At 52.9% G+C, this 13,138-nt stretch carries 13 protein-coding genes; 10 read left to right on the forward strand and 3 right to left on the reverse strand.

Features of this window, described 5'->3' with window-relative positions:
• Positions 1-5: 5 nt before the first annotated feature.
• The 5 genes from lpoB (at position 6) to AFL22_RS05310 (ending at position 4,578) form a co-directional block, all read left to right on the forward strand.
• Positions 6-599 carry a penicillin-binding protein activator LpoB gene (gene lpoB / locus AFL22_RS05290; RefSeq protein ID WP_022625861.1) on the forward strand — a complete coding sequence of 198 codons (594 nt, stop codon included), beginning with the start codon at positions 6-8 and terminating at the stop codon, positions 597-599.
• A 16-nt stretch (positions 600-615) separates the two neighbouring features.
• On the forward strand, positions 616-1,398 hold the full coding sequence (gene thiK / locus AFL22_RS05295) for a thiamine kinase (RefSeq protein WP_052270911.1): 783 nt from the start codon (positions 616-618) through the stop codon (positions 1,396-1,398).
• 39 nt (positions 1,399-1,437) lie between these two features.
• Positions 1,438-2,478, forward strand: a complete 1,041-nt coding sequence (nagZ, locus tag AFL22_RS05300; RefSeq protein ID WP_022625859.1) for a beta-N-acetylhexosaminidase — start codon at positions 1,438-1,440, stop codon at positions 2,476-2,478.
• Positions 2,479-2,518: 40 nt separating this feature from the next.
• Entirely contained in the window at positions 2,519-3,061 is a 543-nt protein-coding gene (gene ycfP / locus AFL22_RS05305) for an alpha/beta hydrolase YcfP (protein ID WP_033779408.1), read from the forward strand.
• A gap of 212 nt (positions 3,062-3,273) precedes the next feature.
• Positions 3,274-4,578, forward strand: coding sequence for an NAD(P)/FAD-dependent oxidoreductase (locus tag AFL22_RS05310; protein ID WP_010246297.1), 1,305 nt, complete (start codon positions 3,274-3,276; stop codon positions 4,576-4,578).
• Between the two features lie 170 nt (positions 4,579-4,748).
• On the opposite strand, the gene AFL22_RS05315 is transcribed toward AFL22_RS05310, so the two are convergent.
• On the reverse strand, positions 4,749-4,982 hold the full coding sequence (locus tag AFL22_RS05315; RefSeq protein ID WP_052270912.1) for a SymE family type I addiction module toxin: 234 nt from the start codon (positions 4,980-4,982) through the stop codon (positions 4,749-4,751).
• A gap of 400 nt (positions 4,983-5,382) precedes the next feature.
• Between AFL22_RS05315 and AFL22_RS05320 the strand changes: the two genes are divergently transcribed.
• From AFL22_RS05320 to AFL22_RS05340, 5 genes are all read left to right on the forward strand, one after another.
• Positions 5,383-5,616: a hypothetical protein gene (locus tag AFL22_RS05320; protein WP_052270913.1), complete on the forward strand. Its 234-nt coding sequence runs from the start codon at positions 5,383-5,385 to the stop codon at positions 5,614-5,616.
• A 497-nt stretch (positions 5,617-6,113) separates the two neighbouring features.
• Positions 6,114-6,677, forward strand: a complete 564-nt coding sequence (locus tag AFL22_RS05325; RefSeq protein ID WP_033766946.1) for an Ail/Lom family outer membrane beta-barrel protein — start codon at positions 6,114-6,116, stop codon at positions 6,675-6,677.
• Between the two features lie 213 nt (positions 6,678-6,890).
• Positions 6,891-7,385 carry a DUF2569 domain-containing protein gene (locus tag AFL22_RS05330; RefSeq protein WP_052270914.1) on the forward strand — a complete coding sequence of 165 codons (495 nt, stop codon included), beginning with the start codon at positions 6,891-6,893 and terminating at the stop codon, positions 7,383-7,385.
• A 118-nt stretch (positions 7,386-7,503) separates the two neighbouring features.
• Complete coding sequence (locus tag AFL22_RS05335) at positions 7,504-8,043, forward strand: hypothetical protein (protein WP_052270915.1); 540 nt, start codon at positions 7,504-7,506, stop codon at positions 8,041-8,043.
• 405 nt (positions 8,044-8,448) lie between these two features.
• Positions 8,449-8,991, forward strand: a complete 543-nt coding sequence (locus AFL22_RS05340; RefSeq protein ID WP_003849847.1) for a glycine zipper 2TM domain-containing protein — start codon at positions 8,449-8,451, stop codon at positions 8,989-8,991.
• Between the two features lie 144 nt (positions 8,992-9,135).
• On the opposite strand, the gene mfd is transcribed toward AFL22_RS05340, so the two are convergent.
• Both mfd and AFL22_RS05350 read right to left on the reverse strand, forming a co-directional pair.
• Positions 9,136-12,579, reverse strand: coding sequence for a transcription-repair coupling factor (gene mfd / locus AFL22_RS05345; protein WP_052270916.1), 3,444 nt, complete (start codon positions 12,577-12,579; stop codon positions 9,136-9,138).
• A gap of 228 nt (positions 12,580-12,807) precedes the next feature.
• Positions 12,808-13,017, reverse strand: coding sequence for a hypothetical protein (locus tag AFL22_RS05350; protein ID WP_003849845.1), 210 nt, complete (start codon positions 13,015-13,017; stop codon positions 12,808-12,810).
• Between the last annotated feature and the right edge of the window lie 121 nt (positions 13,018-13,138).

The raw sequence follows: 13,138 nt of genomic DNA on the forward strand, positions 1-13,138 counted from the left end.
TCTACGTGATACGCAGTGTTAATCGTACCGGAGCGCTCCTGATGGCGCTCATTCTGACCGGCTGTGTGGTGAAACAGCAGCAGCCTGCACCAGTTGAACCGACTCAGCCTGTGGAGCCGGTGCAGCCCGTTCCACAACCTGAACCGGTGCCGCAACCGCAGCCTGTGCCACAGCCACCGAAACTGGTCACTATCAACTGGGATGCCAGCGTTCAGCCGCTGGTGGCGCAGATGTTACAGGCTGCCAGCGCCGAGCCGGGCAGCGTGTTGCTGGTGGATCGCGTTAAAAACAGCACCAACGGTGCGCTGCAAAGCGAGAAAGCGACGGCAGCTATCCAGAATGCGCTGAATAACAACGGCAAATTCACCCTGGTTTCTGCTGACCAACTGGCGCAGGCCAAGCAGACGCTGGGATTATCGCCGGATGACAGCCTGAACTCGCGCAGTAAAGCGATTGGCCTGGCGCGTAACGTTAACGCTCAGTATGTGCTCTACAGCAACGCGCGTGGCGATGTCAAAGCGCCGACGCTGCAAATGCAACTGATGCTGGTCCAGACAGGCGAGATCATCTGGTCCGGCAACGGCATTGCACAGAATTAATCCCGCTTTCCAGCGGATGATTCAGCAGGTCACCGGCGAACCAGAAAAGACATCCTTTATCCCGCTGGCCGGTCTGACCGGGCACAGCCAGAAGATTGTCAGTCCGCGCGGAACTTTTATCGCGCGGGCGGCACCGCAACCGGCTATTCCGTTTGTGGATCGGCAGCGCGAATTCCGTCTGTTACGCAAACTGCAAGCCAGCGGAGTGGCACCACAGCCCGTGGCGGGCCATCATCAGGGGATTATCCTGACCTGGTGCGCAGGCGAAGCGCTGGATGAACACCGTTTCAGCCAGCAGCGTCCACAGATCGTGGCACTGCTACAGCAGCTGCATCAGCAGCCGCTGACCGGCTATCGTCTGCAGTTGTTGCCGCTGTTATGGCGCTACTGGCAGCTCACTCCCCAGCGGCATCACCGCTGGTTGCGGGCGCTCAGGCGTCTGACGCAGCAGGGTGAACCCCAGCCGCTGAGGCTGGCTCCGCTGCACATGGATCTGCATGCCGGAAATGTCATACAAGGTCCCGAAGGTCTGCGTCTGATCGACTGGGAGTATGCCGCCGATGGCGACGTGGCGCTGGAGCTGGCGGCTGTCTGTGCCAGCGATCCGCAGCACCAGGCCGAGTGGCTGGCTGAGTATGCCGCGGCGATGCAGCTGCCGCTCACCGCGCTGGTGCAGCAGGTCAGACGCTGGCAGCCCTGGCTGCAGTTGCTGATGGCCAGCTGGTATCAGCTCCGTGCCGGTCAGCGTGACGACGACACATTACAACAGCTGGCTCGACAGAGCTGGGAACAGATTTAATCGCGTTACGCAGGTGCGTTTCGCTACAGGATTCATGATATGAGATCAGATTTACCCGGCCCACTGATGCTTGACGTCGAGGGTTATGAACTGGATGGCGAAGAGCGCGACATCCTGCAGCATCCGCTGGTGGGCGGTTTAATTTTATTTGCCCGAAATTATCATGATCCCGCACAGCTGGCTGAGCTGGTGCGGCAGATCCGCGCCGCCTCTCACACCCGGCTGGTAGTGGCGGTGGATCAGGAGGGCGGTCGCGTGCAGCGTTTCCGTGACGGCTTCACCCAACTGCCTGCCATGCAATCTTTTGCTGCGTTGCACGACCTGGATACCGCCGGTGAACTGGCGCAACAGGCGGGATGGCAAATGGCAGCCGAGATGATCGCCATGGATATTGATATCAGCTTTGCGCCGGTACTCGATATTGGTCATATCAGCGCCGCGATTGGCGACCGTTCTTTCCATGCCGATCCGGCCATCGCCCTTGACGTCGCCCGCCGCTTTATTGCGGGGATGCACGAGGCGGGCATGAAGACCACCGGCAAACATTTTCCGGGTCACGGTGCGGTGAGTGCGGATTCGCATAAAGAGACCCCACGCGATCCGCGGGACGAAAAGACGCTGCGTGAGCATGACATGGCAATCTTCAGCAAGCTGATTACCGAACAGGCACTGGACGCCATCATGCCGGCACACGTCATCTACTCCGAAGTTGATCCGCTGCCCGCCAGTGGTTCGCCATACTGGCTTAAAACCGTGCTGCGTGAGCAACTGGGCTTTGACGGTATTATTTTCTCCGACGATCTGTCGATGGAGGGCGCAGCGGTGATGGGCAGCTATCCTGAGCGGGCGCAGCAGTCCCTTTCCGCGGGCTGTGACATGATTCTGGTCTGCAATCAGCGTCAGGGTGCCATCAGTGTACTGGATAACCTGATCCCGGTCGGGTCAGAGCGGGTTACACAGCTGTATCATCAGGGCAGGTTTACCCGTGATGAACTGCGGGGAACGCATCGCTGGAAAAATAATGCTCAGCAACTGAGTGCGCTTCAGGAACGCTGGCTGGCTCATAAGGCGTCGTGGTAAGCAGTGACTGCCCGGCGCTATCACTACCTTGAGGATTATCATGATCATCTATCTGCACGGTTTTGATTCCAACAGTCCGGGCAATCACGAAAAAGTGCTGCAACTGCAATTTATCGATCCTGACGTCAGGTTGATCAGTTACAGCACCCGCCATCCCAAACATGACATGCAGTTTCTGCTAAAAGAGACCGATAAGATGCTGACGCTTTCTGACGACGACCGGCCGCTGATTTGCGGCGTCGGGCTGGGCGGCTTCTGGTCAGAGCGCATTGGATTTCTGTGCGGCATCCGGCAGGTGATTTTTAATCCCAACCTCTCGCCGCAGGCGAACATGGAAGGGAAGATCGACCGGCCGGAGGAGTATCAGGATATCGCAACGAAGTGCGTCAGCGATTTTCGCGAGCATAATCGTGACCGCTGTCTGGCCATTCTCTCCCGTCACGATGAGGCGCTCGACAGCCAGCACATTGCTGACCAGCTGCATCCGTTTTATGAAATTGTCTGGGATGAGACGGAAGGGCACAAATTCAAAAATATATCCCCACATCTTAAGCGGATAAAAGCTTTTAAAACATTAGGTTAAGCAGCAAAGGCACCGCAAGGTGCCTGTTTTTATTACGTAATTATCTGAGTTTTATTTTCCCGCTTTGATGTATATCAATATTCTTATGTTCTCCTCTTCCCGCCATGCTATTCTCCCAGCAGATTGCGATTTTAACTTCGCCAACCCTATGTTTCTTAAGGTTTAATTTAACCTTTGGTTAACTTTTGGTTCACAATTTGAGGGGGTCTTTGTTGACTACGTCTGTTAAGAAAATTGTTATTGTCGGAGGGGGAGCGGGCGGCCTGGAAATGGCCACGCAGCTGGGCCATAAACTGGGTCGTAAAAAGAAGGCCGAGATTATCCTGGTTGATCGTAACCACAGTCACTTGTGGAAGCCGCTGCTGCACGAAGTGGCGACCGGCTCAATGGACGAAGGCATTGATGCATTGAGCTATCTGGCTCATGCCCGCAATCACGGTTTTGAGTTCCAGCTGGGTTCGCTCACCGATATCGATCGCACCCGAAAAGTGATCCGCCTGGCCGAAGTGCTGAATGCGCAGGGCGAAGTGCTGGTGCCACAGCGTGAAGTGGCCTACGACCAGTTGGTAATGGCGCTGGGCAGCACCTCGAATGATTTCGGTACGCCAGGCGTCAAAGATCACTGCATCTTCCTGGATAATCCGCATCAGGCGCGTCGTTTCCATAACGAAATGCTCAACCTGTTCCTGAAATTCTCCGCCAGCGAAGGCCGGGTCGAGAAAGTTAACATCGCCATCGTGGGCGGCGGGGCAACAGGCGTTGAGCTGTCAGCTGAATTGCACAACGCGGTGAAACAGCTGCACAGCTACGGCTTCAAAGGCCTGGGACGCGAAGCGCTGAATGTGACGCTGGTTGAAGCGGGTGAACGTATCCTGCCTGCACTGCCACCACGCATCTCTGCTGCGGCACATCAGGAGCTGACCAAGCTGGGCGTTCGCGTGCTGACGCAGACCATGGTCACCAGCGCCGAGCGTAATGGCCTGAATACCAAAGGCGGTGAGTTTATCGAAGCCGATCTGATGGTCTGGGCGGCTGGGATTAAAGCACCCGACTTCCTGAAAGAGATTGGCGGACTGGAAACCAACCGCATCAATCAGCTGGTGGTCAAAGAGACGCTGCAAACCACGCTGGACGATGACATCTACGCGATTGGTGACTGCGCCTCCTGCGCCTTGCCGGGCGGCGGTTTTGTACCACCGCGCGCCCAGTCAGCGCATCAGATGGCTTCACGCGCCATGGACAACATTCTGGCGCAGCGTGACGGTAAACCGCTGAAAGCCTATGTCTATAAAGATCATGGCTCGCTGGTATCGCTCTCCCGCTTCAGTACGGTCGGCAGCCTGATGGGCAACCTGATGCGCGGCTCAATGATGGTGGAAGGGCGCATCGCGCGCTTTGTCTATATCTCGCTTTACCGTATGCACCAGATTGCGCTGCACGGCTACTTCAAAACCGGTCTGATGATGCTGGTCGGCAGTATTAACCGGGTTATTCGTCCCCGGCTGAAGCTGCACTAAGCAACAGCAATAACGCTGGCTAATTAATGTTAAGCCTCCTCGGTTCTGAGGGGGCTTTTTTATGCCCTTGAGGGGCACACATTAAGACAAATTAAACTTCAGTTTCCTGTATGATGATTAATAAGAAATCCCGGCCTTAATGCCGGGATTTTTCTTTACAGGTCAGTCAATTATCCTTCATTCGCCAGCCGGATGATCAACTGTCCCGGCCCGGTGATCACCTCGATCTTCTGCCCGGTCGTAAATCCCAGTGCTTCCAGCCAGCGGCCTTTGATGGTGAGCTGCGGCAGCGGGTTCGGCTGGCCCTTATTAGGCCGGTATCCAACTTTGTAATAATGTGCCTGCGTTCCGCTGGCGGCGGTTGTGGGCGTGCGGGTTTCTGACTTATGATGCGTGTCAGCCATGATCAACTCCTCGATAGTTGGTTGTGGTCAGCGGGCTGTTGGTGTTCCACCACCTTCAGCCCGCGCTAAAAAATCTCTCGTTACGCTCTTCCTGCTCTGTTTTACCTGTTTAAATATACACCACCTGCCGGGTAAACTCGCTAAAAGCTAAGTAATAAATTGCGAGCTGTCTCTGAAAACCAGATTGTTTTTCTCCGGTCTGGCTTTCATTCATTTCTTCTTCCCGTAGCCTTCTGTATTAACTGTTACGGGTTGGCTTTCATGCTGTGAATCCGCGTTAACCAGCTTTTATTCTGTCTTCCGCGTTACGCCCATATATCCACCAAAAACGGTAATAAGGGTTGCGACATGACACCGTTTTGACGTGACAGCGCGTGAGCACACCTGGCAGAAGGGTGCGGTGATAGACTCCACCGCCACCGCCGATAAAAACCGTTTCGACACCGACACGCTGGGCTTCAGCAAAATTGAGAACCACGCGTACTATAAAACCGAGCACCAGAGCATGGGCATGAGCACCAGCGGCAGTATTGCAAGTCAGCTTGAAAGTAACGCTTTTTGGGAAAATACAGGTGTTATCTTTCCGAATGCTTTCATTGTTTTCAGGGGTGGGGTAAATAGAACTGTAACTTAGTCTTTTAACGGGTTGTGGATATAAAGGTCAGTTAATAATCTGCGTTAATGGATTGTATAAGGCAGGATAATTTTCTGGATGTATGTGCCGTAATGGTTTTCAGGGGTTTTGCTTTTTTATGGCAACTCGGTCTTGATACCTCTAATTCTTTTTGGTCTAATAGTGCCATTAAGAATTGATTGATAACTAATCGCCAGGATGAATCCTGTGGTTAAATTCTTTACTTAACCTAAATTAAATGGCCGAAGTGCCATTTAATAAGGCTGGCGTTTAAGTTTCACATTCACTCAGGCCAGCTTGTTTAAAAAAAACCGGGTATGAATAGATGCTCTCCGACCGATCTGAACATCAGGCGCGGAGCGCTACATGAAATTCCTGCCCGATACAGGCGGATAGATAAAAATTTATCCTGTCCGTCGGGTATTGGTGATTCAGGGAACGAAGTCCTGCGTTAAGCGCAGGAAAATAATGTTAAATTATGAAAAGGAATTAACTACATGACCTCTAAAATGACGATGCTGGCATTACTGTGTGGCGGTCTTCTCGTGGGCAGCAATGCGCTGGCTGATAATCACACCGTCTCGGTTGGATATGCACAAAGCAAGGTTGAAGACTTTAAAAATATCCGTGGCGTCAACGTTCAGTATCGCTATGAATGGGAGTCTCCTCTCAGTGTGATTGGCTCATTCAGCTACATGAAAGGCGATGAAAGTTTTTCTGAGCGAGAAGATTTTTATGGCGATGTCAGCGGATATGATGGAAAAACCAAAGTGAAATATTACTCACTGATGGCAGGTCCTGCATATCGCATCAATGACTACATCAGCTTCTATGGATTAATTGGTGTTGCCCATACAAAAGTGGATGAGAACGTGACTTATATCGGAGTCTACTCCGAAGAATATAGCGAAAATAAAACCTCTTTTGCCTATGGCGCTGGTGTTGTCGTGAATCCTATCAGCAACCTCTCTGTGAGTGTTGGCTATGAAGGTACTCGCGTAAAATATAACGAAGATGTTGCCATCAATGGTTTTAACATCGGCATCGGATACCGTTTCTGATTCAACGCTAAAAACCGCAACCCTGGTCATCTGGTCAGGGTTGTTTTTTTTACTCTGGAAAGGACCGTTTTTTATAAAGGTCGAATCAGGCAGTTCTTCGATACATTTAAAATAGTACCTGATCCTGTCTGACCAAAGACGTCGATCTTCTGAATTAACCGGTTTGAATTTTGTTAAAACAAAGAAAAACAATTACAGCTTCAGGGGGCGAGAATGTTATGCATTAAATGTCAGGAAGCAGAAGAGAATAAAGAATCAGGCTTTTGTGATAATTGTGAAAAAAAAGAAGAGGGCAGGATTAATGGCTTATTATATCTGCCAGCTTTAGGCTTGATTATTGGTTTTTTTACGATGCTGTATAATGATTTTTGTATTGTTTCGTTGATTGCCAACACTTATCAGAAACAAGGTGTGGTTAATAGTTTTAGTGTTTTATTATTAGCGCTGTCCATTATTAATGCTCTCGTAACAGTGCTGGCTTGCTGGTTCTTCTTTAGGAAGAAAGTAAAAACCAGATACGTGATGATAACGTACTATTTATACGGTCTTATCTTTGCGAGTTTTTGCACGCTTTATCCTGCTTTGGTTTTTCACGTAAATCTTACGCAACCTGCTATCAATATGCTGGCTCGGGCCTTAATCAGTTGTCTGATATGGGTACCATATTTTATTTTTTCCAGCAGGATTAATAAAGTCTTTGTGCATTAATACGGTCAATATTTTTATGTCACAAAATAAACGATGGGTAACGCAACACCCGCCTCGTTATAGTACCAATAAAATAACCAGTTCCAGTCTGTGTCAGTTAAATTAAGGATAATAAAGAATGGCTGCAAAAATTTTAATCACCGGATTGATAGCACTATTATTGAGTGGCTGCACGGCAGGCTTCAGACCTTCACTGGATGATTATAAAGGGCAGGATGCGGCCCGAATCCGGGTGGGTTCAGAGGGCAATACGGCACTTCAGTTCTATGAAAAACAGAGTTCAGGTTGCTATAAAAAAATGCTGGAACGCCGTATCACTTCTGGTTTTGCCATTCTGGGCATCCCCGTTACAGGTAATAAACGGATAGGTATGCCAGCGTCGTCTGAAAACAAGGGTGCTTTCATCAATGAATTTACCCTGAAGCCAGGACAAATGATTCGTGTCATTCACTACTGGACACAGGCTGGATACCATCAGAACACTCAAAAATCGGCCACTGTTGAATTTATTCCTCAGGCTAACCATGACTACGATATTGTAGTCAGAGGGTCCGAATATTCAGGCGATAGCGTTTCCATCAAAGACCTTACCCCCAATGGCACCATTGTGGGCTGGGGCGAGATAAAGGTATGCCCATCCGAGAGCATTTTTGATTAGTTTCCTTTTTCTTCATTCCTGAAGCCTGAGTGCTTCAGGAATGAATGTTCCCGATAACGGTACATAAAGACGATACTTTTGGGTGACGATGGAAAGGCCGTTGCCATAACGGGCAGTCAGGCTTTGCTTAAGGCATATAAAATTATATACCTTTGATTTAATTGGTTTAATTTCCTTAGCGAAAAAACATCATTAATAACGTTCCCCACCTCAGAACTCTCCTAAAAACTGGTCCTGATAGCAAAGTGACCAATTTCCTCCATTTATCTGATGTTGCATTTTCGGTCCATCTGTAAAACTTCATCTCAACAAACACGGCGCGTCGCGCACGCCGGTTATACCTCAGTTAACGAGGATGCTTTAGCAGCAGGATTGCGCGGTAACACTTTTCAGGAGGATCTTCCTGTGAATAAATCAATGTTAGCGGGTATCGGTATTGGTGTGGCAGCAGCTCTGGGTGTTGCAGCCGTAGCAGGCATGAACGTGTTTGATCGCGGTCCTCAATATGCTCAGGTACTGTCTGCAACGCCAATCAAAGAGAGCATTAAACAGCCTCGTCAGGAGTGCCGTAATGTCACTCTGACTCACCGTCGGGCCGTGCAGGATGAAAACCGTCTTGCCGGGTCTGTATTAGGTGCAGTGGCAGGTGGAGTGCTGGGTCACCAGTTTGGTGGCGGTCGCGGCAGAGATGTGGCGACAGTAGCAGGTGCGGTAGCGGGGGGTTATGCCGGTAATCAGGTCCAGGGCGGACTGCAGGATCGGGATACCTACACCACAACCGAACAGCGCTGCAAAACCGTTTACGACAAACAAGAGAAAAAACTGGGATATGATGTGACCTATAAAATAGGCGATCAGCAGGGTAAAATCCGTATGGAAAATGACCCCGGCACGCGTATTCCACTGGATCGCAATGGTCAGCTGGTTCTCAACGGCGATCAGGCGTAATTGGGCAAAGCTTTGCCGCTCACGCGGCCACACAGCACAACGTAATACAGCAGTAATGAAAAAGGCGCATCTCAGGATGCGCCTTTTTTTGCGGCAAACTAACCGGCGCTTTACCGGTTAGCTCAGCAACGCACGGGCAGGGTGTTACGCCTGCCGTTGAGCCAGTTGCGAAACAAATCCCTGCACCCACTCAAGCCGCACCTTTCTTTCCGATAGCTCACGGGTAAACCGCAGTCGCGTCGGACCGTCCAGCTTCCACTGCTGAGGCTCTTTCTGCAGCAGGCCTATCAGCCATGCCGGATCCACATTGTTTTTCGGCGCAAAATCGAAATAACCACCTTTGTCGCTGGCTTCGATCTTACGCAGACCGACAGCGCGGGCTTTCAGCCGGATAATCGCCACATCCAGCAGGTTACGCGCCGGATCGGGCAGCAGGCCAAAGCGGTCGATCATCTCAACCTTCAGCTCCTGCAGCTCCTCTTCAGCCTCCGCGCTGGCGATGCGTTTATAGAGTGAAAGACGGGTACTGACATCCGGGATAAAGGTCTCGGGCAGCAGGGCGGGCATCCGCAGCTCCACCTCGGTCTGGTTGCTGGTGAGATCTTCCAGTGACGGCTCGCGACCCGCTTTCAGCGCATCGACCGCATTCTCCAGCAGCTCCATATAAAGCGTGAAGCCCAGCGTCTCCATCTGTCCGCTCTGCTCATCACCCAGCAGTTCGCCAGCACCGCGAATCTCCAGGTCATGCGTTGCCAGGGCAAAACCGGCTCCCAGATCTTCCAGTGAAGCGATCGCCTCCAGCCGCTTATGTGCATCGGCGGTCATTGACTTCGGATGCGGTGTTAACAGCCAGGCATAAGCCTGATGATGCGAGCGCCCGACGCGACCACGCAGCTGATGCAACTGCGCCAGGCCAAAGTGATCGGCCCGCTCGATGATGATGGTATTAGCGGTCGGAATGTCGATCCCGGTTTCGATAATGGTGGTACAGACCAGCACGTTGAAACGCTGATGGTGGAAATCGTTCATCACACGTTCCAGATCACGCTCACGCATCTGACCATGACCAATAGCGACACGCGCTTCCGGCACCAGTTCGCTGAGACGCTGCGCCGCTTTCTCGATATTTTCAACGTCATTGTAGAGATAGTAGACCTGTCCGCCACGCAGAACCTCACGCAGGATTGCTTCGCGGATCACCAGATCGTCAAATTCACGGACAAAGGTTTTCACCGCTAAACGGCGGGCAGGCGGCGTGGCGATGATCGAGAGATCGCGCATGCCGCTCATGGCCATATTCAGGGTGCGAGGGATTGGCGTTGCGGTCAGCGTCAGAATGTCCACATCGGCGCGCATCGCCTTGATGCGCTCTTTGTGACGCACCCCGAAACGGTGCTCTTCATCGACAATCAGCAGACCGAGATCGTGCCATTTAAGATCGCTCATCAGCAGCTTATGGGTGCCGATTAAGATGTCGATCTTGCCATCGCTGGCCTGTTCCAGCACCTGCGCCTGCTCTTTGGCAGTACGGAAACGGGAAAGCATCTCAATGCGAACCGGCCAGTTGGCGAAGCGATCGCGGAAGTTGTCGTAATGCTGCTGTGCCAGCAGGGTGGTCGGCACCAGCACGGCCACCTGTTTATGGTTCTCAATCGCCAGAAACGCCGCGCGCATGGCTACTTCGGTTTTACCGAAACCAACGTCGCCGCACACCAGACGGTCCATCGCCAGCGGCTCGCACATATCACTCAGCACCGCGTTGATCGCCTGCGCCTGGTCCGGGGTGGTTTCAAACGGGAAGCTTTCGCAGAACAGCTGATACTGCTCGCGATTATGCTTAAAGGCAAAGCCGGTTTTGGCGGCGCGCTGAGCATAGATATCCAGCAGTTCAGCTGCCACATCACGCACTTTCTCAGCCGCTTTCTGCCGTGCACGTGACCAGGCATCGCTGCCCAGTTTGTGCAGTGGTGCATTATCGTCGGCACCGCCTGCGTAGCGGCTGATCAGGTGCAGCGATGAAACCGGCACATAAAGTTTGGCGTCGTTGGCGTAAGAGAGCATCAGGTATTCCGCCTCAATGCCGCCGGCTTCCAGCGTGGTGAGGCCAATATAACGACCCACACCGTGTTCCAGATGCACCACCGGCTGGCCGGGATGCAGCTCCGCCAGGTTACGAATCAGAATGTCCGGATTGATAGTGCGACGGGTATCCTGACGGCGACGGCTGACGCGTTCGCCCAGCAAATCGCTTTCGCAAATCAGCGCCCGGTTGCCCTGGGTATCAATAAAACCGCGCTCGCTGGCGCCGATCATCAGTCGGAAACGCTCTTCGCCGGTCTCATCGAAGCGGTGCACCGGCTGAGGACGCAGTTTAATCCGGGCCAGCAGATCCTGCAGGCTCTCACGGCGGCCTTCACTTTCGACCGAGAAGACCACGGTGCCGCTGAAGGTTTCAATAAACTGACGCAGATGATCGAGTGGCGCTTTTGCCTGCGCCTGAACGGTCAGGTCAGGCAGCGGGGTATAACCGAGGTTGGTATTCGCGGCTTTGGCGGGCAGCACCTCATTGGTCATCTGGATGCGCGGCCAGGCTTTCAGCTCTCCCATTAATGCATCCGGACGCAGCCACAGGGTGACCGGCTCCAGCAGTGGACGCATCGGATCAACGCGGCGATTTTCATAACGCGCCTCGGCATCCTGCCAGAAGCGGCTGGCGCTGCCTTCAAGATCGCCGCAGTTCACAATCAGGGTATTATCCGGCAGATAGCTGAACAGACTGGGTAACGGCTGCTCAAAAAACAGCGGCTGCCAGTATTCGATGCCCGCTGGCAGCGTGCCTTTGCTGACCTGCTGATAGACATGCTCCGACTCACGGCGCACATCAAACGTTTCACGCCAGCGGCTGCGGAACAGCTCAATGGCGGCTTTGTCGCTGGGAAACTCATGCGCAGGCAGCAGGTTAATTTCGGGGACCGCTTCCAGCGTGCGCTGACTGTCGACGTCGAACAGGCGCAGGCTGTCGATCTCATCATCGAAAAAGTCGATGCGGTAGGGCTGATCGCTGCCCATCGGGAACAGATCGAGCAGGGCGCCGCGCGTGGCGTATTCACCGTGCTCCATCACCTGATCGACATGGCGATAACCGGCCTGCTCAAGCTGGTCGCGCAGCCGGTCGCGTGACAGTTTTTGTCCCTGCTTCATCACCAGCGCATGGCCGTGCAGGAAACTGTGCGGGCAGACGCGCTGCATCAGGGTGTTGACCGGCATGATCAGCATACCGCGCTGCATCACCGGCAGCTGGTAGAGGGTCGACAGGCGGGCGGAGATAATATCCTGATGCGGCGAAAAGCTGTCGTAGGGCAGCGTTTCCCAGTCGGCAAGGTGCGCCACCGGCAGATCGGTAAACTGGCGGATTTCATCCAGCAGACGCAGAGCGGTTTGGGTATCGGGTGTAATCATTAACACCGGACCAGCATGTCGTTCGGTAATGCTGGCACACTCCACCGCGTGCGCCGCGCCTATGAGCTGGCCGAGCTGACGGTGATCGCCGGATTTAACGGGCAGGGTATAACGAGTCTGTTCGGGCATGGGATCTCGGGGTTGCTCCATTTTTCCAGGACGTAATCATTCCATATTATGTCAGGGGGATCACCTCTGCGGCACAATTTTCCTGCCGCGCCGCGCTGAACCAGGGGATCGGTCAGCCATTACCGGGCGTCAGCGGTAATCGTGCGGATAAAGAGAGGATAGACGGAGTCTGGCAAGGGATCAGAAAAAACCGCCGTCGCCATGCAGCGACGGGGTTAAGCGGGCATTTTATTTTATGGATTGCTGTGTGTAATGCATGCGTGGGCGGTCGATATTCGCCCAGGATAACTCCTGCTCAGGATGATAGCTGAGGTTACCGTCGTCCCACTTTACGTAGTAGCCGGCTGGTGCGTTTCCCTGCTCAAAGACGTTGATGATTTCGCCTCTGATCTCCCCGGATTTATGTTTAACGATGCTGCCTTTGGGAAATTTCAACATGGTCGCTACCTCATACTGCCCGGCAATAAATCACCCGTGATCATGGTACTGATTGTAGTCTACCCCCCTGGGCGCTGAATAATCAGCCAATAAGCGGCGGCTTTATCGGCTATTCCGCTGC

Source organism: Pantoea sp. CFSAN033090 (assembly GCF_001264395.1).
In the GTDB taxonomy this organism is placed as follows: domain Bacteria; phylum Pseudomonadota; class Gammaproteobacteria; order Enterobacterales; family Enterobacteriaceae; genus Pantoea; species Pantoea agglomerans.

Bases quoted from the DNA above. Each gene is read 5' to 3' on its own strand.
- thiK (WP_052270911.1), top strand. From the start codon at position 616: ATGATTCAGCAGGTCACCGGCGAACCAGAAAAGACATCCTTTATCCCG.
- nagZ (WP_022625859.1), top strand. From the start codon at position 1,438: ATGAGATCAGATTTACCCGGCCCACTGATGCTTGACGTCGAGGGTTAT.
- ycfP (WP_033779408.1), top strand. From the start codon at position 2,519: ATGATCATCTATCTGCACGGTTTTGATTCCAACAGTCCGGGCAATCAC.
- AFL22_RS05315 (WP_052270912.1), bottom strand. From the start codon at position 4,982: ATGGCTGACACGCATCATAAGTCAGAAACCCGCACGCCCACAACCGCC.
- AFL22_RS05325 (WP_033766946.1), top strand. From the start codon at position 6,114: ATGACCTCTAAAATGACGATGCTGGCATTACTGTGTGGCGGTCTTCTC.
- AFL22_RS05330 (WP_052270914.1), top strand. From the start codon at position 6,891: ATGTTATGCATTAAATGTCAGGAAGCAGAAGAGAATAAAGAATCAGGC.
- AFL22_RS05335 (WP_052270915.1), top strand. From the start codon at position 7,504: ATGGCTGCAAAAATTTTAATCACCGGATTGATAGCACTATTATTGAGT.
- mfd (WP_052270916.1), bottom strand. From the start codon at position 12,579: ATGCCCGAACAGACTCGTTATACCCTGCCCGTTAAATCCGGCGATCAC.
- AFL22_RS05350 (WP_003849845.1), bottom strand. From the start codon at position 13,017: ATGTTGAAATTTCCCAAAGGCAGCATCGTTAAACATAAATCCGGGGAG.